The organism is Kocuria tytonis (assembly GCF_003226895.2).
Taxonomy (GTDB): domain Bacteria; phylum Actinomycetota; class Actinomycetes; order Actinomycetales; family Micrococcaceae; genus Kocuria; species Kocuria tytonis.
In genome coordinates this window covers 849,876-875,974 of the sequence record NZ_PNJG02000001.1, presented here as the reverse complement: position 1 = coordinate 875,974, position 26,099 = coordinate 849,876, and the positions used below count along the sequence as shown (strand labels likewise).

At 73.2% G+C, this 26,099-nt stretch carries 26 protein-coding genes; 13 read left to right on the top strand and 13 right to left on the bottom strand.

Annotation, left to right across the window (positions count from 1 at the left end; genetic code table 11):
• Positions 1-75 precede the first annotated feature (75 nt).
• Positions 76-243, top strand: a complete 168-nt coding sequence (locus C1C97_RS03855) for a DUF3117 domain-containing protein (protein WP_110920937.1) — start codon at positions 76-78, stop codon at positions 241-243.
• 170 nt (positions 244-413) lie between these two features.
• Here C1C97_RS03855 and C1C97_RS03850 read toward each other — a convergent pair whose 3' ends face one another.
• From C1C97_RS03850 to C1C97_RS03840, 3 genes are read right to left on the bottom strand one after another with little or no spacing between them, the layout of a single operon-like run.
• Positions 414-785 carry a fluoride efflux transporter FluC gene (locus tag C1C97_RS03850; RefSeq protein WP_121030061.1) on the bottom strand — a complete coding sequence of 124 codons (372 nt, stop codon included), beginning with the start codon at positions 783-785 and terminating at the stop codon, positions 414-416.
• The gene (locus C1C97_RS03845; protein WP_121030059.1) at positions 782-1,246 is read right to left on the bottom strand and encodes a fluoride efflux transporter FluC; all 465 of its coding nucleotides are present in this window, start codon (positions 1,244-1,246) and stop codon (positions 782-784) included. The genes C1C97_RS03850 and C1C97_RS03845 overlap by 4 nt, the downstream gene beginning before the upstream one ends.
• Positions 1,243-1,875 carry an O-methyltransferase gene (locus C1C97_RS03840; protein ID WP_110920934.1) on the bottom strand — a complete coding sequence of 211 codons (633 nt, stop codon included), beginning with the start codon at positions 1,873-1,875 and terminating at the stop codon, positions 1,243-1,245. Before C1C97_RS03840 ends, C1C97_RS03845 begins: the two co-directional genes overlap by 4 nt.
• Positions 1,876-2,171: 296 nt before the next feature.
• On the opposite strand from C1C97_RS03840, the gene C1C97_RS03835 reads away from it, so the two are divergent.
• Positions 2,172-2,858, top strand: coding sequence for a hypothetical protein (locus C1C97_RS03835; protein ID WP_233542706.1), 687 nt, complete (start codon positions 2,172-2,174; stop codon positions 2,856-2,858).
• 44 nt (positions 2,859-2,902) lie between these two features.
• Positions 2,903-3,262 (top strand): twin-arginine translocase TatA/TatE family subunit, encoded by a 360-nt coding sequence (locus C1C97_RS03830; protein ID WP_110920993.1) that lies wholly within the window; start codon positions 2,903-2,905, stop codon positions 3,260-3,262.
• An 82-nt stretch (positions 3,263-3,344) separates the two neighbouring features.
• Here the strand turns inward: C1C97_RS03830 and C1C97_RS03825 are convergent, their stop codons facing one another.
• From C1C97_RS03825 to C1C97_RS03815, 3 genes are read right to left on the bottom strand one after another with little or no spacing between them, the layout of a single operon-like run.
• Complete coding sequence (locus tag C1C97_RS03825; RefSeq protein ID WP_121030057.1) at positions 3,345-4,547, bottom strand: Mrp/NBP35 family ATP-binding protein; 1,203 nt, start codon at positions 4,545-4,547, stop codon at positions 3,345-3,347.
• Positions 4,544-5,329: a DUF1003 domain-containing protein gene (locus C1C97_RS03820; protein WP_110920954.1), complete on the bottom strand. Its 786-nt coding sequence runs from the start codon at positions 5,327-5,329 to the stop codon at positions 4,544-4,546. Before C1C97_RS03820 ends, C1C97_RS03825 begins: the two co-directional genes overlap by 4 nt.
• A complete protein-coding gene (locus C1C97_RS03815; RefSeq protein WP_110920955.1) occupies positions 5,322-6,620 on the bottom strand; it encodes a magnesium transporter MgtE N-terminal domain-containing protein in 1,299 nt (432 codons plus the stop codon). The genes C1C97_RS03820 and C1C97_RS03815 overlap by 8 nt, the downstream gene beginning before the upstream one ends.
• Positions 6,621-6,928: 308 nt before the next feature.
• Between C1C97_RS03815 and C1C97_RS03810 the strand changes: the two genes are divergently transcribed.
• Complete coding sequence (locus C1C97_RS03810) at positions 6,929-7,870, top strand: general stress protein (protein WP_121030055.1); 942 nt, start codon at positions 6,929-6,931, stop codon at positions 7,868-7,870.
• A 95-nt stretch (positions 7,871-7,965) separates the two neighbouring features.
• Here C1C97_RS03810 and C1C97_RS03805 read toward each other — a convergent pair whose 3' ends face one another.
• Entirely contained in the window at positions 7,966-9,573 is a 1,608-nt protein-coding gene (locus C1C97_RS03805; RefSeq protein WP_121030558.1) for an aminopeptidase P family protein, read from the bottom strand.
• A gap of 122 nt (positions 9,574-9,695) precedes the next feature.
• Here C1C97_RS03805 and C1C97_RS03800 point away from each other — a divergent pair, with 122 nt between their 5' ends.
• Positions 9,696-10,547, top strand: coding sequence for a PHP domain-containing protein (locus C1C97_RS03800; protein WP_121030053.1), 852 nt, complete (start codon positions 9,696-9,698; stop codon positions 10,545-10,547).
• Positions 10,548-10,556: 9 nt separating this feature from the next.
• Here C1C97_RS03800 and C1C97_RS03795 read toward each other — a convergent pair whose 3' ends face one another.
• From C1C97_RS03795 to C1C97_RS03775, 5 genes are all read right to left on the bottom strand, one after another.
• Entirely contained in the window at positions 10,557-11,429 is an 873-nt protein-coding gene (locus tag C1C97_RS03795) for a DNA-methyltransferase (RefSeq protein WP_121030051.1), read from the bottom strand.
• Between the two features lie 5 nt (positions 11,430-11,434).
• Complete coding sequence (locus tag C1C97_RS03790) at positions 11,435-13,150, bottom strand: DEAD/DEAH box helicase (protein WP_110919749.1); 1,716 nt, start codon at positions 13,148-13,150, stop codon at positions 11,435-11,437.
• Positions 13,151-13,491: 341 nt separating this feature from the next.
• The gene (locus C1C97_RS03785) at positions 13,492-13,725 is read right to left on the bottom strand and encodes a DUF3107 domain-containing protein (RefSeq protein WP_110919750.1); all 234 of its coding nucleotides are present in this window, start codon (positions 13,723-13,725) and stop codon (positions 13,492-13,494) included.
• Between the two features lie 88 nt (positions 13,726-13,813).
• Complete coding sequence (locus tag C1C97_RS03780; RefSeq protein WP_110919751.1) at positions 13,814-14,494, bottom strand: TetR/AcrR family transcriptional regulator; 681 nt, start codon at positions 14,492-14,494, stop codon at positions 13,814-13,816.
• Between the two features lie 43 nt (positions 14,495-14,537).
• The gene (locus tag C1C97_RS03775; RefSeq protein ID WP_121030049.1) at positions 14,538-15,854 is read right to left on the bottom strand and encodes a glutamyl-tRNA reductase; all 1,317 of its coding nucleotides are present in this window, start codon (positions 15,852-15,854) and stop codon (positions 14,538-14,540) included.
• Between the two features lie 131 nt (positions 15,855-15,985).
• On the opposite strand from C1C97_RS03775, the gene hemE reads away from it, so the two are divergent.
• The 8 genes from hemE (at position 15,986) to hemL (ending at position 25,031) form a co-directional block, all read left to right on the top strand.
• Positions 15,986-17,164 (top strand): uroporphyrinogen decarboxylase, encoded by a 1,179-nt coding sequence (hemE, locus tag C1C97_RS03770; protein ID WP_121030047.1) that lies wholly within the window; start codon positions 15,986-15,988, stop codon positions 17,162-17,164.
• Entirely contained in the window at positions 17,161-18,648 is a 1,488-nt protein-coding gene (hemG, locus tag C1C97_RS03765) for a protoporphyrinogen oxidase (RefSeq protein WP_121030045.1), read from the top strand. Before hemE ends, hemG begins: the two co-directional genes overlap by 4 nt.
• A gap of 105 nt (positions 18,649-18,753) precedes the next feature.
• Positions 18,754-19,482: a hydrogen peroxide-dependent heme synthase gene (gene hemQ / locus C1C97_RS03760; protein WP_110919755.1), complete on the top strand. Its 729-nt coding sequence runs from the start codon at positions 18,754-18,756 to the stop codon at positions 19,480-19,482.
• A gap of 1 nt (position 19,483) precedes the next feature.
• Positions 19,484-20,689, top strand: a complete 1,206-nt coding sequence (locus tag C1C97_RS03755) for a ferrochelatase (protein ID WP_110919756.1) — start codon at positions 19,484-19,486, stop codon at positions 20,687-20,689.
• Positions 20,686-21,630 carry a hydroxymethylbilane synthase gene (hemC, locus tag C1C97_RS03750; protein ID WP_121030043.1) on the top strand — a complete coding sequence of 315 codons (945 nt, stop codon included), beginning with the start codon at positions 20,686-20,688 and terminating at the stop codon, positions 21,628-21,630. Before C1C97_RS03755 ends, hemC begins: the two co-directional genes overlap by 4 nt.
• Complete coding sequence (locus C1C97_RS03745; protein WP_110919758.1) at positions 21,627-22,562, top strand: uroporphyrinogen-III synthase; 936 nt, start codon at positions 21,627-21,629, stop codon at positions 22,560-22,562. The genes hemC and C1C97_RS03745 overlap by 4 nt, the downstream gene beginning before the upstream one ends.
• A 70-nt stretch (positions 22,563-22,632) precedes the next feature.
• A complete protein-coding gene (hemB, locus tag C1C97_RS03740; protein WP_121030041.1) occupies positions 22,633-23,640 on the top strand; it encodes a porphobilinogen synthase in 1,008 nt (335 codons plus the stop codon).
• Between the two features lie 71 nt (positions 23,641-23,711).
• A complete protein-coding gene (gene hemL / locus C1C97_RS03735) occupies positions 23,712-25,031 on the top strand; it encodes a glutamate-1-semialdehyde 2,1-aminomutase (protein ID WP_110919760.1) in 1,320 nt (439 codons plus the stop codon).
• A 111-nt stretch (positions 25,032-25,142) separates the two neighbouring features.
• Here hemL and C1C97_RS03730 read toward each other — a convergent pair whose 3' ends face one another.
• Positions 25,143-25,916, bottom strand: coding sequence for a 3'-5' exonuclease (locus C1C97_RS03730; RefSeq protein WP_121030556.1), 774 nt, complete (start codon positions 25,914-25,916; stop codon positions 25,143-25,145).
• Positions 25,917-26,099 lie beyond the last annotated feature (183 nt).

Genomic DNA, 26,099 nt, shown 5'->3' with positions numbered 1-26,099 from the left:
GTGGGCGGCGTCACGGCGACGGGTCCGCGTTCGATAAGATGGTGGGCGTCGACATCCACGAAGAGGAGCTCATAAATGGCGGCCATGAAGCCGAGAACGGGTGACGGACCCATGGAGGTCACCAAAGAAGGACGCAGCCTGATCATGCGGGTCCCCCTGGAAGGCGGCGGACGCCTGGTGGTCGAGCTCAAGGCGGACGAGGCCTCCGAGCTGCGCGAGTGCCTGGCCGGAGTGACCCAGTAGCGTCCCCGGTCCGGTCACCACGGCGCGAGAGCCCCTCACCGCGGTGAGGGGCTCTCGCGCGTTGCAGGGCCGTTGCAGAGCCGGCGCGGGGTCATGGCGCGGGGGTTGTCCCGGGCACAGGGCGCGGGCATGCTCCCCGGCACGCGGCGCCCCCTGGGGGATCACACGGGTCAGGACGCCCAGTGGGCGCCGAGAGTCGTCCCCGCGGCCGCGGCCAGGAGGCTCCACAGGACCGTGCCGAGGACTGCGGCCACGACGGCACCGGCCCGGCGATTGCGGGCGAGCCGCACGGCGTCGACCATCGCGGTGGAGAACGTGGTGAAACCGCCGCACAGACCCGTTCCCAGGGCCACGGTCCACACGGGCCCCAGGAGCAGGCTCAGCCCGCTCACCAGACCCAGCACGAACGATCCCGTGACGTTGACGAGCACCGTGGCCAGGGGGAAGGGACGCTCCTGACGGGAGCTGACGACGCGGTCCGTGAGCAGGCGCAGTGCGGCGCCCACCGCACCTCCCAGGGCCACGGCGAGAGCGGCGATCACTGCGCGGGCCCCGGGGTGCCCTGCCGCGGATCCTCGGGAGCGCCCGGACCACGGCGGCGCAGCCGGGAGCCCACGAGCACTCCCGCCGCGGCCGCGAGCAGACCGGAGACGAGCATGAGCCCGGCGTAGCCGAGGGCGACACCCGTGGCGCCGGCCCGGACCTGCTCCCACAGCTCACCCGCGAACGTGGAGTACGTGGTGAAGCCACCGAGCACGCCGGTGCCCAGGAGCAGGCGGGCGGTGTGGGCCGCCCGGCCCTCGGTGCCGGGCCGGGTCAGGGCCTCCAGCAGGACGCCGAGCAGCAGGGCACCCGTGACGTTGACGGCGAACGTGGGCCAGTGCCACACACCTGCGCCGGGGAGCACGTGTGCCACGGCCCACCGCAGCAGGCTGCCCGCGGCACCCCCGAGAGCCACCAGGAGCAGGTCCCCGGGCAGGCCCCGGTCCACCGCCCGGTTCATCGGCGCACGGCGAGCAGCATGCCCGTGCCCGTGGGGAGCACCGCGGTGGTGAGCCGGGGCTCGTCCCGCAGCGTGCGCACCACTTCGCGCATGATCACGGTCTCCTCCTGGCGCTGCGCGGGCAGGGGGACCAGGTCCCGGTGCAGGGCGTCGTTGACCACGAGCATCCCACCACGGCGCAACAGTCGCGCGCCCTCGATCACGTAGTCCGCCGTGTTCGCCACATCGGCGTCGACGAACACCATGTCGTACGCGTTCTCCGTGAGACGCGGCAGCACGAGGGTGGCCGCGCCCGAGATGGTGCGCGTGCGCTTGGTCTCGAAACCCGCCTCCCGGAAGGTGTCCCGGGCGGCACGCAGGGCGCGGATGTCGGTGTCGATGGTGGTCAGCACGGAGTCCGCGGGCATGCCCCGCAGCAGGGCCAGCCCGGAGACGCCCGCGCCGGTGCCCACTTCCACCACGGTCGCAGGCCGCGCCGAGGACGCCAGGACGGTCAGCAGCGCGGCGGTGGCCGGCGTCACGGGGTCCAGCCGCAGGGCGAGGGAGCGCTCGCGGGCGCGCAGGGCGGTCTCGTCCTCCGTGGCGTAGGCCTCGCAATAGGCCCAGCTCGTGGTCTTGTCGGTGGTCATGGACGCGGTGTGTCCTTCGCTGCTGTGCGTTCCGGGATCGTGCCTGTTCCGGAGTCCCCGGGTCCCCGTGCCCGCCGGGACCCGTTGCGGTCCCGCGGCCGCAGGATGGTGAGCCCGGTGCGGGACCGCGCTCCTCGGAGGCCCAGCCTACCGCGCTGCGCACCACGGCCGGGGCGCACGCCCGGCGGGTGTCCAGAGCGCTGTCAGACTCCTGACCCACAATGATCGTCGAACGCGGTCCCGGGAACGAGCGGGAGCGACCGCGCACAGGGGACGGTCGAGGGAAGGGGCAGCGGGTGTCCGCAGGGGTGGAGAGGCGCACGGCGCGTCGGTCGTGGCGACCGGGCCGACGCACCGTGGGCCTCGCGGCGGCGGTCGCGACCTGCCTGTGCGTGGCCGTGCTGACCGCGGCCGTGTGGAACGTGGGACGGCACGCCCAGCAGGAGCAGCGGGCCGCCGCCCGGCCCGCCGCCACCTGGTCCGCGGGTCCGCAGAGCATGGTGGACACCACCTCGGACGCGGACATCCGCAGCCTGCGCGCCCAGGGCTGGGCCGTGCCCGGTCTCGCGGCGCAGGGGTACACGGTGGCGGACGTGCAGCAGCTGCGCACCGGCGGTCAGCCGGCCGTGGCACTGACCCTGCACGGTGAACGGGGCACCGTGGAGATCGTGGAGCAGCGGGGCCACATCAACCCCGACAATCCCCTGGACGGCGTCAGCGGTCTGCCCGTCAGTGCGGAGGGCATGCACGAGTCGGTAATCTCCGGATCGCACCTGTGGGTGGACCGCCACGAGCCGTGGCGGGCCGTGATGGCCCGTCCGGACGCGGTGTACACCGTGACCTCGGACGCGCCTGCCGCCACCATGGCCAGGACGGTGAGCGGCATCGTGGCCGAGGACCGGGCCCGGGTGAGCCTGCCCACGCAGCAGGACGAGGGGTTCGGAGCCACCGTGGCGGACGGACTGCGGAAGATCTTCGGGTAGCAGCACCCTGACCGGGTGGTCCCCGACGTTGATAGGCTCGGCGGGTGTTCGGGATTTCTGGCGGAGAAGCCATCATCATTCTCATCGTGGCCCTGGTGATCATCGGGCCCGAACGCGTTCCCGAGTACGCGCAGAAGCTCAAGGAGATGGTCCGGGCCATCCGCGACTACGCCACCGGTGCCACGGCGGACCTCAAGGAGACCCTGGGCCCCGAGTTCACGGACCTGGACTGGCGCAAGCTCGACCCCCGGCAGTACGACCCCCGCGTGATCGTGCGCGAGGCGCTGCTCGAGGACGATCCGGTCCGGGCGAACGGCTCGACCGCCGCCACCTCGGTGGCCGCGCCCACGGTGCGGCGGCTGGCCCGGGGCGAGCGGGCGCCGTTCGACACCGAGGCCACCTGAGCGGCGTCGGCCACCGGGTCCGCATCGCACCGGTCCGACGGCAGGACGACGCCGCACGGCCCGCGGGCGCGCACGAGCGCCGTCAGCCGCGGGGCGTGATCCCCAGGCTCCTCCCGGCCAGCCCGCGGCCCTGCCGGTCCAGCGCGCGGGCGATCCGCCACAGCTGCGCGGCGGCGGGCGAGTCCGGGTCCGCCCACACCGCGGGCGTCCCGCGGTCCGAGGCCTCCCGCACGGTGACGTCCAGCGGGACGCTGCCGAGCAGCGGCACCTCGTAGCCGAGCCGCTCGGTGAGGGACGCCGCAATGGTCTCACCGCCGCCGGAGCCGAAGACCTCCATGCGGGAGCCGTCCGGCATGACCATGGCGGACATGTTCTCCACCACGCCCGTGACCCGCTGCTCGGTCTGCTCGGCGAGCGTGCCGGAGCGCTGGGCCACGCTGACGGCCGCGTGCTGCGGGGTGGAGACCACCACCACGCCGGAACGCGGCAGCAGCTGGCCCACGGAGATGGCGATGTCCCCCGTGCCGGGCGGCAGGTCCAGCAGCAGGTGGTCCAGGTCCCCGAAGTGGACGTCGGTGAGGAACTGCTCCACCGCGCGGTGCAGCATGGGCCCGCGCCACGCCACGGGCTGGGCGGGATCCACGAACATCCCGATGGAGATCACCTTGATCACCCCGTGGGAGCGGTGCCCCGCACCCGCCGCACCCTCCTCGGGGATGCGGTCCACGCCCTCCGGGACCTCCACCACGGGCGGCAGGATCATGTCCCCCACGCGCGTGGGGGGCTGGGTGATGCCCAGCAGACCGGGCACCGAGAAGCCGTGCACGTCCGCGTCCACGATGCCCACGGTGCGTCCCATGGCGGCCAGCGCCGCGGCGAGGTTCACGGTCACACTGGACTTGCCCACGCCGCCCTTGCCGCTCGTGATCGCGTGCACGCGCGTCAGCGTGCTCGGATCCGCGAAGGGGTTGCTGCGGTGGTGGCCCAGCCGCTCCTGCAGCTCCTGGCGCTGGGCGGGTGTCATCACCCCCACGTCCACCACGGCGTCGGAGACCTCGGGCACCTCCAGCAGCGCGCTGCGCAGGTCCGCCTCGATGGTCCCCCGCAGCGGGCACCCGGACACGGTGAGCAGCACGGTGACCCGGGCCGTGCCGTCCTCCAGGGTGGCCGCGGGGATCATGCCCAGCTCGGTCACGGGCCGGCGCAGCTCGGGGTCGATAACGGCGTCCAGCGCGCGGCGCAGCCGCGGGTCGATGGTCTCGGCGCCCGGCGTCTGCCCGCTCACGGCCGCCGCTCCCGGGTCCGCGCGTCACGGGCCGGGTTCCCCCCGGGGTCCGGACGTCCGCCGGGGGGCGGGGTGGCCGTGCCGCGCCCGCTCCCGTCCCGCGCCGCCGCGTGGGAGCCCGCGGGCGACGTCGCCGCACCGGCTCCCGGGTCCGCGTCACGGCGGGAGCCCGAGCGCTTGCCGCGCTCCGACTTCTTCCCCTGGGAGCCGCGCCTGGGGCCCTCCGTCTGGCGGGTCTCGGCCTCGGCGTCCCCGGCCGCGGCGCGCTGGTCCTGGGCCTCGAGGATCTCCTCGAGCAGGCTGCGCAGCTCGGAGCGGACGTAGTCGCGCGTGGCCACCTCCCGGATGGCGATGCGCAGGGACGCGATCTCACGGGTGAGGTACTCGGTGTCCGCGAGGTTCTGCTGACCGCGCTTGCGGTCCTCCTCCGCGACCACGCGGTCGCGGTCGTCCTGCCTGTTCTGCGCCAGCAGCAGCAGGGGCGCGGCGTAGGAGGCCTGCAGGGACAGCATGAGCGTGAGCAGCGTGAAGTTCAGGGACCGGGGGTCGAACTGGACCTCCTCGGGGGCCATGGTGTTCCAGCCCAGCCAGATGGTCACGAACACGGTCATCCACAGCAGGAACTGGGGTGTGCCCATCCAGCGGGCGATGGCCTCGGTGAACTGCCCGAAGGAGTCCGGGTTGGGGCGGAAGCGGGCGAGGTAGCCGGGGCGCTTCTCCCTCGGCTGGTCCAGGGGACCGGGGGAGTACTGCGAGGTCGCGTTCTGCCGGGAGCTACTCATACCGTTTGCCCACCTTCCGGACCGGGGTCCCGTCGTCGTACGTGCGCCAGTCGTCGGGCAGCAGGGCGTCCAGGACGTCGTCGATGGTGACCGCGCCCACGAGCCTGTCCTGGTCGTTGACGACCGGCAGGATCGTGAGGTCGTACGTGGCCAGCTCGCGGGCGACGTCGGCCAGGGACGCCTGGTCCGAGACCGGCTCGATGGAGCGGTCGATCAGGTTGCCGATCGCCTCGGGCGGGGGATAGCGCAGCAGCCGCTGCGTGTGGACGAACCCCAGGTACTTGCCCGTGGGCGTCTCCAGCGGCGGGCGGCACACCAGCACGGCGGAGGCCGCGGCGGGGATGATCTCCTCCTGACGGATGTGCGCCAGCGCCTCGGCCACCGTGGCCTCGGGGGACAGCACGATCGGCACCGGCGTCATGAGCGAACCGGCCGTGCCCTCCTCGTACTCGCGCAGGCGCCGCACGTCCTCGGCGTCCTCGGGCTCCATCATGGTGATGAGCCGCTCGGCCTCCGCCTCCGGGAGCTCGTTGAGCAGGTCCGTGGCGTCGTCCGGGTCCATCTCCTCCAGCAGGGTCACGGCGCGCTCGTTGTCCAGGTGAGTGAGGATGAACACCTGGTCCTCCTCCGGCAGCTCCTCGAGCACGTCCGCGAGGCGCTCGTCCTGCAGCTCCCCGGCGATCTCCAGCTTGCGCTTGTCCGGCATGTCCCGCAGCTCGTCCGCGAGGTCCGCGGCCTGGTCCTCCTCGTGCTGGGAGATCCACTGGGTGGCCGGCTGGTGGCCCGCGTTCGAAGGGTCGTCCGTGTCCTCCCAATCCACGATCAGCGTCTGGTTCCGACGCCGGATCAGCCCGCCCGTGGCCTCCGAACGGCGCACGAACAGCTGCGAGACCACCCAGTCACCGCGGTTGTTGGACTTCTCCATGGCGACGTCCTCGATGGTCGCCGTCCCGGAGCCGTCCAGCAGCACCACGGTGCGGTCGAAGAGCTCGCCCACGGCGAGGGTCTCGGCGCCGCGCTGCTCGAAGCGGCGCAGGTTCACGAGTCCCGTGGAGATGATCTGGTCCGCGTCGATGCTCGTCACGCGGGTCATGGGCACGAACACGCGCTTCTTGCCCAGCACCTCCACCACCAGACCCACCACGAGCGGGCGGTTCATCACGGACGGACGGGCGCCCGGGCGCAGCAGCACGACGACGTCGCGCAGCCGCCCCAGGCGGTCGCCCAGGGGGTCGAAGACGTCCAGCCCGATCAGCCGGGCGACGAAGATCTTGGAAGGGTTTGTGCTCACCCGCCCAGCCTAGTGATCCGGCGGGGATGGGGACATTCGGGGCGCCGGCCACGGGGCGGGCACCCCGTCCCGCGGCAGGCGCGCCTACCGCGGGACGGGCGCCGTACCCCGCCGGGAGTCGCGCCTGCGGCGGTGCGGGCGGCCCGTGCCGTTCCCGTCGGAGGGGTCGCGGGCGAGCCGGGGGAGGTTGCGCGGTTGAGCCGGGAGCGGGGACACGGGGCGTTACACGGCACCCCGGGGTGTTCACCCGCTGCGATGCCCAGGGATTTTCCGGCCGGTTCGCACGCGGGTGCAGGACAATGGGACGCATGAGCAACTCGAATCGCAGCCCCGCACAGCTGGCCATCGCCCCGGAGATGCCGAAGGGCGAGGTGGTGGGCCGGTACCGCACCTACGCCCAGGCCCAGGAGGCCGTGGACTACATGTCCGACGAGCACTTCCCCGTGGCCATGGTCTCGATCATCGGCAGCGACCTGAAGTCCGTGGAGCAGGTCACCGGGCGGCTGTCCTACCCCCGGGTGGCCCTGCAGGGCGCGCTCAACGGCGTGGTGTTCGGCGCGTTCTTCGGGCTGCTCATGTCCATGCTGGGCGGGGCGAACATGGCGTCCTCGCTGCTGCTGACCATGGTGCTCGGCGGTGCGTTCTGGATGCTCCTGGCCACCATCACCTACGCGCTGTCCCGCGGCAAGCGGGACTTCACCTCCACCAGCCGCATCGTGGCCGGCAGCTACGAGGTCCTGGCCGCACCGGAGGTCGCGGGCCAGGCCCGGCAGGTCCTCGCCGGGATGCCCGGCGGGCGCTCCGGGGGGCAGCAGCCGCAGGGCCCCGGTCAGGGCTTCGGCGCTGCCGCTGGGCGCCCCGGCCCGGGCGCACCGCACCAGGGTGGTCAGTGGGGTGCTCCGCACGGCGGCCGGGGCGCGCCCGGGCACGGGGCACCCCAGAACACCTCTCGGGGTCCCGCACCCCGGCCGGAGGAGCGGCCCGGCCAGGGCGGGAGCACCGCGGGATCCGCGCCTGCCGCCTCCGGGCAGCCGGTCGAGCCTGCGGGGGAGCAGGACGCCAACCGCTCGGCCAAGTTCCCGGACCTGCCGGACGGGAGGCCGCAGTACGGCATCCGTGTGGAGCCCGAGGCGCAGCAGCGTCCCGCACCGTGGACCCGGCCCGGTGACGCCACCGGCCCACAGGGCGGGAACCCGGCCGAGGGCGGCAGCGCCCCGGTGGATCCCACGTCACCGCAGGACCGCCGGTAGCGCGTGATGCGCGGACGGGACGCGCCCCGCACCCTCGGGTGCGGGGCGCGTCCCGTCCCGGCCCCCACCGTTCCGCCGGGGGTGCCGGGCTCGGGTCAGGACGCCGGGCCCGCCGCGGGTCCCACGTTCTCGTCCCGGTTCCAGATGCCCTGGATCCAGGACTCCACGTCCTCCGGGCGGCGGGGCAGTGCCGCGGAGAGGTTCTCGTTGCCCTGCTCGGTGATGAGCACGTCGTCCTCGATGCGCACGCCGATCCCCCGGTACTCCTCCGGGACCGCGAGGTCCTCGTCCTTGAAGTACAGTCCGGGCTCGATGGTGAACACCATGCCGGGTTCGATCACCGCGTCCAGGTACAGCTCGCGCTTGGCCTGGGCGCAGTCGTGCACGTCCAGTCCCAGGTGGTGGCTCGTGCCGTGGGGCATCCAGCGGCGGTGGTGCTGGCCGGACTCCGACAGGGAGACCTCCGCGGAGACCGGCAGCAGGCCCCACTGCTCCAGGCGCTGCGCCAGCACCTTCATGGCGGCGGCGTGGACGTCCCGGAACCGGTTGCCCGGCACCGCCACCTCGAAGGCCGCGTCCGCGGCGTCGAGCACGGCCTGGTAGATCCGGCGCTGAACGTCCGTGTAGGTGCCGTCCACCGGCAGGGTGCGGGTGATGTCCGCGGTGTAGAGGGACTCCGCCTCCACGCCCGCGTCCACGAGGATCAGCTCGCCCGGTGCCACCGAGCCGTTGTTGCGGATCCAGTGCAGCACGGTGGCGTTGTTGCCGGAGGCCGCAATCGTGTCGTAGCCGAGGTCGTTGCCCTCGAGCCGGGCGCGCGAGAAGAACGCGCCCTCCACCACGCGCTCGCCGCGCTCACCGCCGATCGCGTGCGGCAGCACGGAGACGATGTCCTCGAAGCCGCGGATGGTGGCGTCCACGGCCACGCGCAGCTGGCCGATCTCGTACTCGTCCTTGACCAGGCGCAGCTCGCTGAGCGCCTCGGTCAGGGTGGCGTCCCTGGTGTCCGACTGCTCCAGGTCCACACCGGTGTTGATGCGGGAGGTGTCCACGAGGGCGTCCATGTTCAGGTCCACGTCCCGCACCAGGCGGATGCTCAGACCCCCCAGGGCGGCGTTGCCCGCGTCCTTGGTCACGGCCGTCTCCAGTGCGGAGAGGTCCTGCGTGGGCAGGCCGAATTCGTCCTGCAGCTGCTGCAGCGTGGGGCGCGGGCCCACCCAGAACTCGCCGTTCTTGGCGTCCGCGTAGAACTCGTCCGAGTCCCGTCCGGCCATGGGGTGGAAGTACAGGGTGGCCACGTGCTCGCTGCCGTGGTCCCCCTGACCCGGCTCGGTGGGCTCCATGACCAGCACGGCCTCGGGCTCGTGGTCCACGCCCATGCCGGTGACGTGCGCGAACGCGGAGTGCGGGCGGAAGCGGTAGTCGGTGTCGTTGGAGCGCACCTTGGGGGCACCGGCCGGGATCACGAGGCGCTCGCCGGGGAACAGGCGCGAGAGCCGGGCACGGCGGGCGGCCGCGAACTGCGCCACCTCGGCGCGCGGCGTCGTCGTGTGCTCCGGCTGAGCCCACCCCGAGGCCATGAACTCCCGGAACTGCTCGCTGTCCGGGCGCTGGGAGCGGTTGTCCACGCGCTCGTCCATGGGCTGCGCGGCGTCCTCGCTCGCGTGGTGGGAAACGGTGGGGTGCTGTGAGCCCTGGCTCATGGGCGCGGTCATCTCCTTCGCGGCGCGGTCGCACGCGCCGGTCGTGGTTCCGGTGTCCCGTCCATGGTGCCACGGCGGTCAACCGAGCTTCCCGGTGCAGGCCCGCGGGTATCGTGGGGCCGGTGAGAATCGACCTGCACACCCACTCCATCGCCTCGGACGGCACCGAGACCCCCGCCGACGTCGCCCGCTCGGCACACGCCGCGGGGCTCAACGTCCTCGCGCTGACGGACCACGACACCACGGCGGGGTGGCAGGAGGCCGGGGACACCGCGGTGTCCCTGGGGGTCGCGTTCGTCCCGGGCATGGAGATCACGTGCACCACCGCGGACGGGATCTCCGTGCACATGCTCAGCTACCTCCACGATCCCACCCACCAGCCGCTCGTGGACCGGATCGAGGAGTGCCGCCGCAACCGGCTCACCCGCGCGCACCGCATGGTGGAGCTGCTCGCCGAGGACTACGCCATCTCCTGGCGGGACGTGCTGGACCAGGTGGGACCGGACGCCACGGTGGGCCGCCCGCACATCGCCGACGCACTGGTGGCCCTCGGCGTGGTGCCCAACCGCTCCGCGGCGTTCGCGGACCTGCTCTCGGGCCGCTCCAGGTACTACGTGCGCCACGACGCCCTCGATCCCGTGGAGGCCATCAAGCTCGTGCGCGCCGCCGGCGGCGTGCCCGTGTGCGCGCACCCCATGGCACCCCTGCGGGGCCGCGTGGCCAGTGCCGCGGACTTCGACGCCATGATCGACGCCGGACTGGCCGGTCTGGAGGTGGCACACCGGGACAACCCGGACGAGTCCCGCGCGATCCTCATGACCATGGCCGCGGAGCACGACCTGCTGGTCACCGGCTCCAGCGACTACCACGGAGCGGGCAAACCGAACCGTCTGGGGGAGAACTCCACGTCCGTGCGCTCGCTCACCCGGATCTGCGAGCAGGCCACGTCCGGCATGGAGGTGCGCTGGCCCTGAGCATCCCGCTCAGTCCAGGTGCCGCACCGGCACGTCCGGCAGGCGCAGCCGCATGACCTCCACGGCCTCGGGGTTGCTGTCCACGCACACGAACCGCCGGCCCAGCTCCGCGCTCACGGCACCCGTGGTCCCGGAGCCCGCGAAGAAGTCCAGCACCCAGTCCCCGGGGCGCGACGACGCCGTGACGATCCGGCGCAGCACCCCCGCCGGTTTCTGGGTGGGGTAGCCGGTCTTCTCCCGGCCCGTGGGGGAGACGATAGTGTGCCACCACACGTCCGTGGGCAGCTTCCCGCGCGCGGCCTTCTCCGGGCCCACGAGACCCGGGGCCATGTACGGCTCGCGGTCCACGTCCTGCGAGTTGAAGTGGTAGGCCGCGGGATCCTTCACGTACACCAGGATGGTGTCGTGCTTCGCGGGCCAGCGCCGTGTGGTGCGGCCCCCGAAGTCGTACGCCCAGATGATCTCGTTGAGGAAGCACTCCCGGCCGAACACGGCGTCCAGCAGCACCTTCACGTAGTGCACCTCGCGGTAGTCCAGGTGCACGTACAGCGTCCCGTGGCGGGCCAGCACCCTGCGGGCGTGGGCCAGCCGGGGCTCCAGGAAGCCCAGGTAGTCCGCGAAGGAGTCCTCGTAGCGGCGCAACGATCCCATGACGGTCTCGTAGGACCGCCCGGCGAAGCCCACACGGTCACCCGCGCCGTGCGCCACGGGGACGGAGCGCGTGGTGCGCCGCACCTGGTCCCTGCCCGTGTTGAACGGGGGGTCCAGGTACACCAGGGAGAACGCCTCGTCCGGCAGGGCCTCCAGGACGGAGAGGTTCTCCCCGTGCACGATGGCGCTGGTGCCCTCCGGATCGAACGCGAAGGGCTCCCGCGCGGTCACCGGGCCTACTCCCCCGAGGCGGGGGACTGCTGGGCGTCCTGCCCGGAGCCGCCCCGGGCCGCGCCGGAGGGGCTCTGCCCGGCCGAGTTCCCGCCGGAGGAACGACGCCGCCGCCGGCGCCGCCTGGTGCCCTCGCCCGCGGTCTCCACGGACTTCTCACGGGCAGCGCTCGGGGTCTGATCCCGCTGGCCGCCGCCGGTGGGCTGCTCGCCGTCCTCCGTGCGGGGACGCCGGGACCGGCCGCCCTGGGAACCCGGACGGCGGGAGTCGCCGCCCTGCGAGCCCGGGCCGCCCGAGCGGCGTCGTTCACCGGAACCGTGGCGCGAGCCGCCCGAGGAGCGCTTGTCGTCGCGGCGCGGGCGAGCGTCCCCGAGATCCTCCAGCTCCTCGGCGCCGAGGCCCTCCAGTGTGCGCTGGGATTTGGGGAGCTTGCCCTTGGCGGTGCGGGGGATGTTCAGGTCCGTGTAGAGGTGCTCGGAGGAGGAGTAGGTCTCCACGGGCTCGGGGATGCCGAGCTCGAGGGCCTTGTCGATCAGCCGCCAGCGGGGGACGTCGTCCCAGTCCACGAACGTGATGGCCGTGCCCTTGTTGCCGGCGCGACCCGTGCGACCGGTGCGGTGCAGGTAGGTCTTCTCGTCCTCGGGGCACTGGAAGTTGATCACGTGGGTGACGTCCTCCACGTCGATGCCGCGGGCGGCCACGTCCGTGGCCACGAGCACGTCCACCTTGGAGTTGCGGAACGCGCGCAGCGCCTGCTCGCGCGCGCCCTGACCGAGGTCCCCGTGCAGGGGAGCGGCCGCGAAACCGCGGTGGATGAGCTCGTCCGCGAGCTTCGCGGCGGCGCGCTTGGTGCGCGTGAAGATGATGCTGCGCCCGCGGCCCTCGGCCTGCAGGATCCGCGCCACCACCTCGTCCTTGTCCAGGTGGTGGGCGCGGTAGATGACCTGGCGGATGTCCTTCTTGGTGGTGCCCTCGTCCGGGGCGGCCGCACGGATGTGCATGGGGTGGGTCATGTATCGCCGCGCCATCGCGACCACGGGGCCGGGCATGGTGGCGGAGAACAGCATGGTCTGGCGCACCTCGGGGACGCTCGCGAGCAGCTTCTCCACGTCCGGGAGGAAGCCCAGGTCCAGCATCTCGTCCGCCTCGTCCAGCACGACCATGCGCACGTGGCTCAGGTCCAGGAAGTGCTGGCGGTTGAGGTCGATCAGGCGCCCGGGGGTGCCCACCACGACCTCCACACCCTTCTCGAGCTCGGCGATCTGCGACTCGTAGGGGCGGCCGCCGTAGATGGTGGCCACCCGCGCGTTGCGGGTCTTCGCGGCGATCGCGAGGTCGCTGCCCACCTGGACCGCGAGCTCGCGCGTGGGGACCACGATCAGGGCCTGCGGGGCACCCGGCTTCTTCAGCTGGGCCCAGCCCTCGTCGTCGCGACCCACGGCGCGCTGCAGCGCGGGGATGCCGAAGCCGAGGGTCTTGCCGGTGCCCGTCTTGGCCTGGCCGATGATGTCCTGCCCGGACAGCGCGATCGGCAGCGTCATGGCCTGGATGGGGAACGGGGAGGTGATGCCGTGGGCGGCGAGGGCGTCCACGATGTCCTGGCGGACGCCGAAGTCCGCGAACGTGGACTCCACCACGGGCTCGGCGGTCTCGACGGCCTGCTCCCCGGTCTCGTCCAGCTCCGGGGCGTCCTGCTGGGGTGTTGCGGTGATGTCGCTCAAAACATTCCTTCACGGGTAGGCGCGGGGCACCGGCATCGGGTCCTCGGCCGGATCCGTCGCAGCGGACGGAACGGCGCGGGCCGGGGGCCACCGCGTGTGTGAGAGGAAGCCGATCGTGGAACGAACCCCGCCCGGGCGCTCAGCGGAGGGCCTGTGCGGACCTCCGGGCGCGGTGCCGGAACGGGTGAAGAGTGAACGTGACGGTCTCCTGGGACGACCGGTCATCCTGCTAGCGCATGCCAGTGTACCCGCAAAACGACGACGCCCGCGGGCACGAGGTCCGGGGGCGCCGTCGGGGTGGCGTGGCACGGCGGGGACCGCGGCACCACGCGGGGGCGGTGTCAGGCCAGCGGCAGGGGGGTGAAGCCCACCTTGCGCTTGGTCTCCTTGCCGGTCTCCACGTATCCGATGCTGGCGGCGGGGACCACGGTGGTGGTGCCCTTGGGGTCCTCCAGGACGAGGGGGGAGCCGGAGGTCAGCGCCTCGGTGACCTTGGCCTGCACCTCGTCCGCGCCGAGATCGCTGTTGAGCACGAGTTCGCGGGCGACGTTCTGAATCCCGATCTTGATTTCCATGAATGCCCTCCTGCGGCAGTGTCCGCCCCCGGTCGTCACGGGCGCGACGGCGTGTGCGCGTCCCGAGTCCGCAGCGCGGCGGGGCGCATCAGTCCTGGTCGTTGCGGCTCAGTCTAGGAGCCGGCTCCCCGTGCTCGTCACCGAGGGACTTGATTCCGCCCCAGGCTAAACGGAAGATCCGGTCTTGGACCTCCTGGCGGGAACCGGTCTCCTGGTATCTGGTCCAGTACACGACCGAGGTCTGCACCATGTGAACCAGCCCCCGCGAGAGCAGCATGGCCTGGGGGTGCGGGACACCCGTGTGGGGTCCGAGGCGGGCGGCCACGGCGTTCGCGACCCCCTGGTAGAACTCGTCCAGCTGCGCGGCGACCTCGGGGAAGGACATCAGGTCCGCGTTGAACACCAGGCGGTACGCCTGCGGCTGGGTGTAGACGAAGTCGAAGTGGGTGACGATCACGTTCTGCACCCGATCCCGATGGGTGTCGGCGGCGGACAGGGAGTCCTCCAGCCGCTGGGAGAGGTCCGTGAGCGTGTACTGCACGAGCGCCAGGAACAGTTCCCGCTTGCCGGGGAAGTGCTGGTACAGCACGGGTTTGGAGACCCCCGCCGCCGCGGCGATCTCGTCCATGGACGTGGCGTGGTACCCGCCGTCGGAGAAGACCCGCAGCGCCGTGTCCAGCAGCTGCTCCCTGCGCTGGTCCCGACTCATGCGGCGGGCGCGGGCGTGCGGGGTCCCGGACGGGGCCTCCCTGCTGTCAGGAGCGTTCATGGGGTCCTGTCCTCCTCCGCAGACGGTGCCGTCCGCGCCTGCATCAGCCCGCCGCACGGGATCGCGGGGTGTCCGAGGGGAATCGTTCAGCGGAGGGATCCTGGTCGGCCGCCGTGTCCTGCTGCGGCGCGACCTCCAGACCGTACAGCGCTTCCAATCCGGTGATGTACTCGTCCGCGCGGCCCTCCGCGGCCAGCTGGCGGGCGCGGACGGTGGGGGTGTGGAGCAGGGACTTGACCATGCGGCGCATGGCCAGCTCGATCTGCTCCTCGGCCCCGGTGCAGCCGTGGTGGGCCCGCACCTTCTCGAGCTCGGCGTCCAGCACCGCCATGGTGTGCTTGCGCAGCGCCACGATGGCCTGGTCCATGCTGCGGGCGTTCTGCGCGGCCTCGAACCCCCGAGCCGCACGGTCCACGATCTCGCGTGCGGCGACCACGGACTCGCGAGTCTCCTCGGGGGCCGCCACGCGCACGGACTCGAGGGTGATCAGCTCGACACCGGGCAGGTCCGCCACGGCGGGGTCGAAGTCGCGCGCCAGTGCGAGGTCCACCACGGTGCGCGGCCCGCCGGGGAAGGCGGACGCGGGCATGGGGGCGGAACCCCCCGAGCACCCGATGATCACGTCCGCCCGGCGCAGTGCCGCGTGCAGTCCCGCGTCCGTCACGGGGGAGCCGCCGCGCTGGTCCGTGAACTGCTGGGCGCGCCCGGAACCCGAGTAGACCTCGATGTCCGCGCAGCCGCGGTCACGCAGCGCCGCCATGGTGGCCCCGGCGTACGCGCCCGTGCCGAACACCAGGGCGTGGCGCTGCGGCCAGCGCCCCGGGGTGATGTCGTCCGCGAGGTCCAGTGCCACGGAGACGATGGAGCGGCCGCGCTCACCCAGGCCGGTCTGCGCGCCCACCTCCCGGGCGGTGCGCGCCGCGGCCTCGAACAGCTGCACGAGGTGGGGTGAGGCCGTGCCGGACTGACGGGCCTGCGTGAGGGCGCGCCGGACCTGTCCCGTGATCTCACGCTCGCCCACCACGGCGGACTCCAGCCCTGACACCACCGTGAAGAGGTGCCGGGGGACCTCCGCGCCCTGGTAGGCGTCCATGGTCTCGAGCACGAAGCGCTCGTCCAGCCCCGCGCGCTCGGCCACGCGCTCCGCGAGCCGCTGCTGGGCCAGGGTGACGTCGCAGTCACCGCGGTCCGGGAGCTCGCCGTAGAGCTCCAGGCGGTTGCAGGTGGACAGCGTGACGGCCCCGGTCAGGGCTCCGCGGGAGACGGCGTCCTCGGCCACACCGAGGGCACCGGTGCTCAACCTGGCGACGGTGTTGAGGTCAACGGTTCGGTGCGATGCGACGAGACAGAAAAGAACCACAATCCAGCCATCCTAGACGAAGTCATCCGGCTCCGCCCAGCATAGCCATCGGCGGGCCCGCGGCGCCCCATCCCCGAGCGGACAGTCCGTCACCAAAAGGTGTCGGGGTCCTTTGGCATGATGGAGGCACTATGGCTTCCCTGAACCAGCGCAGCTGCGAGTCCCGTGATCCCCGTGACAGTGGTCCCTCCGTGGTGCGGGGTGAGGCCGCGGCACCGGAGGAGGGGGCCGGGTGGGAGCGGCGGATCGCGGCGCTGCCCTCGAAGCACCCCCTGCGCGCTCGGGGTGTCTCCGACTCGCCGCTGCTGCGCACGCTGCGCGGGCTGTCCGCCCCCCACCGACCCGTGTGGTTCATGCGCCAGGCCGGCCGTTCGCTGCCCGAGTACCGGGCCGCCCGTGAGGGCACCGGGATGCTGGCGGCGTGCCTCACGCCCCCGCTCGCCGCGGAGATCACCCTGCAGCCCGTGCGCCGCCACGGGGTGGACGCGGGCATCTTCTTCTCGGACATCGTGGTGCCCATGAAACTCGCGGGAGTGGGCGTGGACATCGTCGCCGGGCGGGGCCCGGTGCTGGAGCATCCCGTCCGCACGGCCGCGGACGTGGCCGCACTGCCCGAGCTGCCGGACGCCGCGCTGGACCCGATCCGCGAGGCCGTGGCCCGCACGGTCGCGGAGCTCGGGGACACCCCGCTGATCGGCTTCGCGGGGGCCCCCTTCACGATCGCCGCCTACGCCGTGGAGGGTGGGCCGTCGCGGGACCACCTGCGCCCCCGCACCATGATGCACTCGGACCCCGGGGCCTGGGACGCGCTGGCGGGCTGGGCGGCCCGCACGTCCGGGGCGTTCCTGCGCGCCCAGGTGGAGGCCGGTGCCTCGGCGGTCCAGCTCTTCGACTCCTGGGCGGGTTCCCTGTCGCTCGCCGACTACGAGGCGCACGTCCAGCGGCACTCCGCGCAGGCGCTGGAGACCGTGGCGGACCTCGGTGTCCCCCGGATCCACTTCGGCACGGGCACGGGCGAGCTGCTCGCGGCCATGCGGGACGCCGGGGCGGACGCCGTGGGCGTGGACCACCGCATCCCCCTGGACGTGGCGACGCACCGCCTGGGTGGGCGTACCGTGGTGCAGGGCAACATCGATCCCGCGCTGCTCGCGGCGCCGCGTGAGGTGCTGCACGAGCACGCGCGGGACGTCCTGCGCCGCGGACTCACCGCACCCGGGCACGTGGTCAACCTGGGTCACGGTGTGCCACCCGAGACCGATCCGGACGTCCTGAGCGAACTGGTGACCTTCATCCACAAGGAGACTCGGTGACAACTCCCTCCGGTGACACGCGGCGCACCACCGCCCGACGTCCCCGCACCGCACTCGTGGTGGGGGGTGGCGTCGCGGGACTCACGGCCGCCCGCGATCTCGCCGCGGCCGGGCTGCGGGTGACCCTGGTGGAGGCCTCGGACCACTTCGGCGGCGCCGTGGGCGCCCACGAGGTGGCCGGGCTCGTCCTCGACTCGGGCGCGGAGTCCTTCGCGACCCGTTCCACGGCGGTCCCCGAGCTCATGGCGGAACTGGGCCTCACCGAGCGCATGGTCACCCCCGACCCCGCGGGTTCCTGGCTGTTCCTCCCGGAGGGCGCCGTTCCCGCACCCCGCTCGGGTGTGCTGGGCATCCCCGCGGATCCGACGGCCGCGGAGCTGCGCGCCCCGCTCGGCCGCTCCGGGGTGTCGCGCGCCCGCATGGACCGGGTGCTCCCGGCCCGCGTGGGAGCGGGGGAGCGCACCGTGGGGGGCCTGGTCCGCGCCCGCATGGGACAGCGCGTGGTGGACCGGCTCGTCGCCCCCTTCGTCTCCGGCGTCTACTCCACCCATCCCGACCAGCTCGACGTCGACGCCGTGGCGCCCGGTCTGCGCGCCCGGATGCGCGAGCTCGGGAGCCTGGGGGCTGCCGCTGGCGCACTGCGCCGCGCCAGCCCCGCGGGAGCGAACGTCGCCGGGATCGACGGCGGCATGAACCTGCTCAGCGAGCGGCTCGTCCGTGACGCGGAGCGGATGGGCGTCAAGCTCGTGACCCGCTACGACGTGATCGCGCTGGACCGCGATCCGCGGCGGCCGGGGTGGATGGTCATCCAGCGCCAGCCCACCAACGGGGACAAGACCGCGGTGGCCCGGGGGGAGCTGCTCGTGCTCGCCGCGGACGGGCCCACGTCCGTGCGCCTCATGGGCACGCACCTCGCCGACGCCCAGAACTACACGCCCCGCTCTGGGCCGCGCATCGCGCTCGCCACGCTCGTGCTGGAGTGCCCCGCCCTGGACTGCGCACCGCGCGGAACGGGTGTGCTCGTGAGCGACGACGTCCGCGACGTCCGCGCGAAGGCCCTGACCCACTCGAGCGCCAAGTGGGAGTGGGTGGCCCGCGCGGCCGGGGAGCACCGCCACGTGGTGCGGCTGTCCTACGGGCGGGCCACCCCGCACGGCACCGGGCCCTCACCCGAGGTGACCCTCGAGGACGAACACCTGATCTCCCTGGCCCTGGGGGATGCGAGCACGCTGTTCGGCGTGCCCATCCGGCCCTCGCAGCTCGTGGGCGCGGACGTGGTCCGGTGGCATGCCGCGCTGCCGCGCACCGACCCCGGCCACGTCGCCCGCATCACGGGGTTCCGCCGCGCCCTCACCGACGTCCCGGACGCGGTGGCGGTGGGTGCGTGGCTCTCCGGGACCGGGCTCGCGGCTGTCGTCACGGACACCCGCCAGCAGGTCAGGACACTGCTCGCCCGTCACGGGCTGGACGTCACACGGACGTGACGCGCCGCGCGGCGGGTGCGCCGGCGTCGTCGACGCCCCGCACCGCGGCCCGCACCCCCGGACGGACGCGAACGATGAAGACACCACGTCGAAAGGAAGTGCAGCATGAGTGAGCACGGAACCACGGATCGACAGGGCACCGAGGCCGCAGCCTCCCAGGGGGGTGAGGACAAGCTGTACTGGGCGGGGTACACGGTGCTCGAGCGCACGGGTGACCGTCCGCAGGACGCGGACTCGCAGGCCAGCAGGGAGGCGTTCAAAGCGTTCGTGGCGGAACTGGCTCGCAGGGACGTCACGGTGCGGGGCGTGTACGACGTCTCGGGGATGCGCGAGAGCGCGGACCTGATGGTGTGGCTCACGGGCAAGGAGCCGGACGTGCTGCAGGCCGCGATCCGCGAGCTGCGCCGGCAGCCGCTGCTGGCCGGGACCCGGCAGTCCTGGAACGCCATGGGCGTGCACCGGGAGGCGGAGTTCACCTCCAACCACTCCCCGGCGTTCGCGCGCGGGGCGGAGGCCCAGAAGTGGGTGTGCGTCTACCCGTTCGTCCGCTCCTACGAGTGGTACTACATGAACCCGCAGCGCCGCGGCGAGATGCTGAAGAACCACGGCATGAAGGCCCGGGAGTACCCGCAGGTGCTCGCGAACACCATTGCGTGCTTCGGGCTCAACGACTTCGAGTGGCTGCTCGCCCTGGAGGCCCCGGAACTGGTGGACCTCGTGGACATCATGCGCCACTTCCGCAACACCGAGGCCCGCCTGCACGTGCGGGAGGAGACCCCGTTCTACACGGGGCGCCGGATCACCACCGATGAGATTGCAGAGGTGCTCGACTGAGATGAGCGAGACACAGCAGACCAATGCGCTGAGCGCCGCGCGCGCCAACGAACCGCACGACTTCGACGCCCTGATCCTCTCGTCCTTCGGGGGCCCCGAGGGCCAGGAGGATGTGATCCCGTTCCTGCGCAACGTCACGCGCGGTCGCGGCATCCCGGACGAGCGGCTCGAGGAGGTGGCCACCCACTACCGTGCGAACGGCGGCGTGAGCCCCATCAACGCCCAGAACCGGGCGTTGCGGGACGCGCTGGAGGCCGAGCTGCAGCGGCGGGGGATCGAGCTGCCCGTGCTGCTCGCCAACCGCAACTGGGACCCGTACGTCGCGGACGTGCTGCGCGAGTGCCACGGACGCGGGTACAAGGACCTGCTGGTGCTCGCCACGAGCGCCTACTCCGGGTACTCGAGCTGCCGCCAGTACCGCGAGGACTACGGCGTGGGGCTCGAGGAGACCGGGCTGCAGGACGAGCTGCACGTGGAGAAGATCCACCAGTACTACGACTCCGAGGGCTTCCTGCGCCCCTACGCGAGCAAGCTGCGGGAGTCGCTGCTCGCACTGCGCGAGCGCACCGACGGCGCGCTGCGCGTGCTGTTCACCACCCACTCGGTGCCCATGACGGACGCGAACGCCGCGGGTCCGCAGCGCATGGACTTCGAGGGCGGCTCCGCGTACGTGGCCCAGCACCTGGCCGCCGCGCGCTGGATCGTGGAGCAGGTGGGGGAGCCCATGGCCGGGGTCGAGTGGGAGCTCGTGTACCAGTCACGTTCCGGGCCCCCGCAGGTGCCGTGGCTGGAGCCGGACATCTGCGACGTCATCGAGTCCCTGCCCGAGCAGGACGTCACCGGTGTGGCCGTGGTGCCCCTGGGCTTCGTCTCGGACCACATGGAGGTCATGTGGGACCTGGACACCGAGGCCCGTGAGGCCGCGCAGGAGGCGCACCTGGAGTTCGAGCGCGTCCCCACCGCGGGCACCGCCCCGGACTTCGTGGCCGCGCTCGCGGACCTCGTGGAGCAGCGGCTCGGCACGCCCACGGCGCCCCCGCGGGTCTCCGCGTGCTCCCAGGGCACGTGGTTCGACACGTGCGCCCCCGACTGCTGCGTGAAGGTGCTGCGCGGGCAGAGCGAACCCCGCCCCACCATCGCCCAGCGTCCCGTCGGCGAGCCCATCCCCGTGGGCCTCGACGAGAACGGCGAGGTGATCCACCGGTGAGCGACGCCGTGTTCACGGTGGGCACCCGCGGGTCCCAGCTCGCCATGACCCAGAGCCGCTGGGCCGCTGACGCCGTCTCGCGCGCCGGCGGCACGGAGCACGAGCTGGTCACGGTGCGCACCGAGGGCGACGTCCTGACCGGCCCGCTGTCCCAGCTGGGCGGCACCGGGGTCTTCGCCACCGCGCTGCGGGCACAGGTGCTGGACGGTCGGGTGGACCTCGCGGTGCACTCGCTCAAGGACCTGCCCACGGCACCGGTCGAGGGCCTGTGGATCGCCGCGCTGCCCGAGCGGGAGGATCCCCGGGACGCGCTGTGCGCCCGGGACGGCCTGACGCTCGAGCAGCTGCCGGAGGGCGCCGCCGTGGGCACGGGGTCACCGCGCCGCGTGGCTCAGCTGCGTGCGCTGCGTCCGGACCTGCGCATCGTGGACATCCGCGGCAACGTGGGCACCCGGTTGAACCGCGTGGACCCCGGGGACCCGGGGGACCTGGACGCCGTGGTGCTGGCGGCGTCGGGTCTGAAGCGGCTGGGGCTGGAGGGGCGGATCACCGAGTACCTGGACCCCCACAGGATGCTCCCCGCGCCGGGGCAGGGGGCGCTGGCCCTCGAGATCCGCGCGGACGCGGACCCCGGATCGCCGCTCGTGCGGGGTCTGGCCGCCGTGGACCACGCCCCCACCCGGCTGGCCGTCACCGCCGAGCGCGCCGTGCTCGCGCAGCTGGAGGCGGGCTGCGCCGCGCCCGTGGGCACCTACGCCCGCCTGGCGGACGGTGTCCTGGAGCTCGACGTGGTGGTGGCGGACCCCGACGGCTCCGAGGTGGTGCGCCGCAGCGAGACACTCGCTGATCCCACCGTGGCCACGGCCGATGCGTTCGGGCGCCGCATCGCGGACGACCTCCTGGCGGACGGGGCGGACCGACTGGCACGGCTGACCCTGTGAGCGCCCCTCGCGTGCTCATCACCCGTGACCCCGCCGCGGCGCGTGCCCTCGCGGCGCTGCTGCGGGAGCGCGGGTGCGAGCCGTGCGCGGCCCGGCTGCTCGAGGCCCGGCTGCCGCAGGACACCGGGCCCCTCCGTGCCCTGCTGCGGGACGCCCTGCGGCCCACGGTGCCCACGTGGCTGTGCGTGACGTCCGCGACCACCGTGGCGGCCCTCGCCGCGGTGGCGGAGGAGCCGGAGTGGGGCCCCGCCCTCGATGCCGCACGGACCGGTTCCGGGACCCGTCCGTCCGACGCCGCACCGGCCGGTTCCGCGGCCGAGGCACCGGTCCCGGAGGCGGATTCCGGAGACCCGGCCGCAGTCTCGGCCGGGCTGCGGATCGCGGCGGTGGGTTCCGCCACGGCCCGTGCCCTGGCGGAGTACGGTGTGGGCGTGGACTTCGTGCCCGCGCGGACCGCCAGTGCCGCGGGGATGCTCGAGGAGTGGCCCGAGGAGCCCTTTCATGGGCAGGGCTCGGCGCCTCGCGCGCTGCTGCCGGCCTCCGCACGTGCCGCCACCACGCTGGGGGACGGCCTGCGGGCCAGAGGGTACGACGTCCGGGACGTCACCGCCTACGACATGGTGCCCGCGCCCACGGACCGGCCGCTGCTCACGGTGGTGCCGGAGCGCGACGATCCAGAGGAGCTGGACAGCGCGTCCGCCCGCGCGGCGTGCGCCCGCGGTGAGCTGGCCGCGGTGGTGGCCACGGCGCCGTCGCGGGTGGCGGCACTGCTGGACGGGAGCACCCCGGGTGCCGCGACCTCCTGGATCGCGATCGGGGAACCCACCGCCCGGGCCCTGTGGGAACGCGGCATCCAGCCGGTGGTCGCCGCCCGTCCCACCCCGGAGGCGCTCGCCGCCGCCGTGGTGCACGCGCTCGGTCCCCGGGGCTGAGCACCGCGGTTAACGCCGCACCAGACTTTCCGCGAACGAACCAACGACCCACACGATCAGGAGACTGCAGATGAACGACGACGACGTGTCCTACGACCTCGTGTCCCGCCCCCGGCGCCTGCGCACCACCCCGGCCATGCGCCGGTTCGTGGCCGAGACCCGCGTGGCACCCTCCGAGCTGATCCTCCCGGTGTTCGTCAAGGAGGGACTGGACGAGCCCCAGCCCCTGGCCTCGATGCCCGGTGTGGTGCAGCACAGCATGGACTCCCTCAAGCGGGCCGCGGCCGAGGCCGTGGAGCTGGGACTGGGCGGCTTCATGCTGTTCGGCGTCCCCGAGACCCGCGACGCCGTGGGGTCCGCGGCACTGGACCCCCAGGGGATCCTCAACCGCGGCATCCTCGCGGTGCGCGAGGAGGTGGGGGACGGCGTCGTCGTGATGGCGGACCTGTGCCTGGACGAGTTCACGGACCACGGCCACTGCGGCGTGCTGGATGCCCGGGGCCGCGTGGACAACGACCGCACGCTGGAGATCTACGGCCGGATGGCCGTGGCCCAGGCGGAGGCCGGGGCGCACATGCTGGGCCCGTCCGGGATGATGGACGGGCAGGTGGGCGTGATCCGCGCGGCCCTGGACGCGGCGGGCCACGAGGACGTCTCGATCCTCGCCTACACCGCCAAGTACTCCTCGGCGTTCTACGGCCCGTTCCGCGAGGCCGTGGACTCCACGCTCACCGGGGACCGCAAGACCTACCAGATGGACCCCGCCAACCGACGCGAGGCCCTGCTGGAGCTGCAGACGGACCTCGCCGAGGGCGCGGACATGGTCATGGTCAAGCCTGCCATGAGCTACCTGGACATCCTGCGGGAGGTTGCGGACGCCTCGCCCGTTCCCGTGTCCGCCTACCAGATCTCCGGCGAGTACGCGATGATCGAGGCCGCGTCCGCCAACGGGTGGATCGACCGCGAGGCCGCGATCCGCGAGTCCGTGCTCTCCATTAAGCGCGCCGGCGCCGACTCGATCCTGACCTACTACGCCACAGAGCTCGCCGGGTGGCTCCGCCGCGAGAACGGCCGGTGACAGCCCAACCGCCGCACCCCACCGGTACGGTGGCCGGGACCCGTTCCCGGCGAAAGGAATGAAGTGATCTCATGAGTGTTTCGCAAGAACTGTTCGACCGTGCCCGCCGCGTGATGCCCGGTGGCGTGAACTCGCCCGTGCGCGCGTTCAACTCCGTGGGCGGCACCCCGCCGTTCATCGCTGCAGCCAAGGGCCCGTACCTCACGGACGTGGACGGCCGCGAGTACGTGGACCTCGTGTGCTCGTGGGGCCCCGCCCTGATCGGGCACGCGCACCCCGTGGTGACCGAGGCCGTGCACGAGGCCGTCGAGCGCGGTCTGGGCTTCGGCGCGACCACGCGCGGTGAGACCGAGCTCGCCGAGCTCGTGGTGGACCGGGTGGCACCGCTCGAGGAGATCCGCATGGTCTCCACGGGCACCGAGGCCACCATGACGGCGCTGCGCCTGGCCCGCGGGTACACGGGCCGTGACCTCGTGGTGAAGTTCGCCGGCTGCTACCACGGCCACGTGGACTCGTTGCTCTCCGAGGCCGGTTCGGGGCTCGCGACGCTCGCGCTGCCGGGCTCCGCAGGTGTCACCGAGGCGACCGCCGCGCAGACCCTCGTGCTGCCGTACAACGACGTCGCCGCGCTCGAGGCCGCGTTCGCCGAGCACCCCGGTCAGATCGCTGCGGTGATCACCGAGGCCGCCCCGTGCAACATGGGCGTGGTCACCCCGGAGGACGGCTTCAACGCCGCGATCCGCCGCATCACGCAGGACGCCGGCGCGCTCATGATCCTCGACGAGGTGCTCACGGGCTTCCGCGTGCACGAGGCCGGGTACTGGGGTCTCAGCAACGCCGCGGGCGAGACCTGGGCCCCGGACCTGTTCACGTTCGGCAAGGTCATCGGCGGCGGGCTGCCCACCGCGGCCCTCGGTGGCCGCCGCGAGGTCATGGAGTACCTGGCCCCCACCGGTCCCGTGTACCAGGCGGGCACGCTGTCCGGGAACCCGGTGGCGATGGCCGCGGGTCTCGCCACGCTCAAGTGCGCGGACGCGGTGGCCTACCAGACCATCGACCGCCGTTCCCAGCAGCTGCGCGCCGGTCTGCGCGAGGCCCTCGACGCCGCCGGGGTGGACCACTCCATCCAGGAGGCGGGCAACCTGTTCTCGGTCGCCTTCGGCACCGGGGCCACCGGGGTCCACGACTACGCGGACGCCAAGGGCCAGGAGGCCTTCCGGTACACGCCGTTCTTCCACGCGATGCTGGACGCCGGGGTCTACCTGCCGCCCTCGGTGTTCGAGGCGTGGTTCCTCTCCGCGGCGCACGACGACTCCGCGATGGACCGCATCCTCTCGGCCCTGCCGGCCGCGGCCCGGGCGGCGGCCGAGGCGCAGCCCCCGCAGGCCTGATCCGGCTCCCGTTCCCGGACGCGGTTCCGGTGGCGGGGCCGCCCACCCGTGCGACGACGGCGCGACACCCTGGCGGCAGGGGTGCCGCGCCGTCGTCGTGGGCGCGGAGAACTAGGGGCGGGGGTGGACCGGCCAGGTGCCGTCCACGACCGCTGCGGGATCCTTGCGGCGGAAGTACTCCTGCAGGGACGCGGCCTGCTCGGCGGCCCAGCCGATCTGCAGCTCGTGCAGCCGCGCCGCAGGCTGCCGCAGCTCCTCGAAGCGGTGCGCCATGGCGCGGGCCAGGTGCTCGGTGGCCAGGGCGTCCGCGGCGGAGGTGTGGGCGGCGTCGAGCACCACGCCGTACTCCTCGCACAGGGCGCCCAGGGTGCGCTTGCCGCGGCGGTAGCGGTGGACCTGCTTGTTGAGCACGAACGGGTCCAGCACCGGGAAGGGCGCAGGTGCTGCGAGACCGTGCCGCTCGGTCTCGCGGGTGAGCACCGTGAGGTCGTAGGCGGCGTTGAAGGCCAGCACGGGGACGCCCGCGCGCCAGAACCCGGTCAGGAGCTCGCTCAGCTCGGCGGTCACTTCCGCGACCGGGCGGCCCTGCGCACGGGCCCGTTCGGTGCTGACCCCGTGCACGGCGGCGGCCTCCTCGGGGATCTCGATCCCGGGGTCGGCCAGCCACTCCCACTCCCGCTCCACGTCACCCGCGGCGGAGACAAGCACCACGGAGGCGGTCACGATGCGTGCCTCCTGGGGATCGCGCCCGGTGGTCTCCAGGTCGAAGCAGGCGCGGGGGCCGTGGTGCCACGGGGTGCCGGTCGTGGCGGTGTCGACCGCGGCGCGCGGTGCCGAGGCCTCGGCGGTGCTGGTGCCACGCGGCGTCGCCCCCGGGGCAGGCAGGACGGGAGGCTCCGGGTGGGTGTCCCGCGTGGTTTCGGGCGCCGCTGTCGGCCCGGCCGGTCCCGCACCAGACCCCTCCGAGGACACGGCGGCCGCGTCGAAGAGCGAGGGCTGCTCGGGAGCGGGCGCGGGACGTCCGGCTGCCCCCGGACCGGCGGGCGGTTCCGGGGCGTCGAAGAGGGC

What these genes read in the sequence shown, in the direction of transcription:
- C1C97_RS03785 (WP_110919750.1), bottom strand. Translation starts at nt 13,725, where the DNA reads ATGGAAATCAAGATCGGGATTCAGAACGTCGCCCGCGAACTCGTGCTC.
- hemL (WP_110919760.1), top strand. Translation starts at nt 23,712, where the DNA reads ATGAGTGTTTCGCAAGAACTGTTCGACCGTGCCCGCCGCGTGATGCCC.
- C1C97_RS03855 (WP_110920937.1), top strand. Translation starts at nt 76, where the DNA reads ATGGCGGCCATGAAGCCGAGAACGGGTGACGGACCCATGGAGGTCACC.
- hemQ (WP_110919755.1), top strand. Translation starts at nt 18,754, where the DNA reads ATGAGTGAGCACGGAACCACGGATCGACAGGGCACCGAGGCCGCAGCC.
- C1C97_RS03820 (WP_110920954.1), bottom strand. Translation starts at nt 5,329, where the DNA reads ATGAGTAGCTCCCGGCAGAACGCGACCTCGCAGTACTCCCCCGGTCCC.
- C1C97_RS03805 (WP_121030558.1), bottom strand. Translation starts at nt 9,573, where the DNA reads ATGAGCCAGGGCTCACAGCACCCCACCGTTTCCCACCACGCGAGCGAG.
- C1C97_RS03810 (WP_121030055.1), top strand. Translation starts at nt 6,929, where the DNA reads ATGAGCAACTCGAATCGCAGCCCCGCACAGCTGGCCATCGCCCCGGAG.
- hemE (WP_121030047.1), top strand. Translation starts at nt 15,986, where the DNA reads ATGGCTTCCCTGAACCAGCGCAGCTGCGAGTCCCGTGATCCCCGTGAC.
- C1C97_RS03845 (WP_121030059.1), bottom strand. Translation starts at nt 1,246, where the DNA reads ATGAACCGGGCGGTGGACCGGGGCCTGCCCGGGGACCTGCTCCTGGTG.
- C1C97_RS03755 (WP_110919756.1), top strand. Translation starts at nt 19,484, where the DNA reads ATGAGCGAGACACAGCAGACCAATGCGCTGAGCGCCGCGCGCGCCAAC.
- hemB (WP_121030041.1), top strand. Translation starts at nt 22,633, where the DNA reads ATGAACGACGACGACGTGTCCTACGACCTCGTGTCCCGCCCCCGGCGC.
- C1C97_RS03780 (WP_110919751.1), bottom strand. Translation starts at nt 14,494, where the DNA reads ATGAACGCTCCTGACAGCAGGGAGGCCCCGTCCGGGACCCCGCACGCC.
- C1C97_RS03840 (WP_110920934.1), bottom strand. Translation starts at nt 1,875, where the DNA reads ATGACCACCGACAAGACCACGAGCTGGGCCTATTGCGAGGCCTACGCC.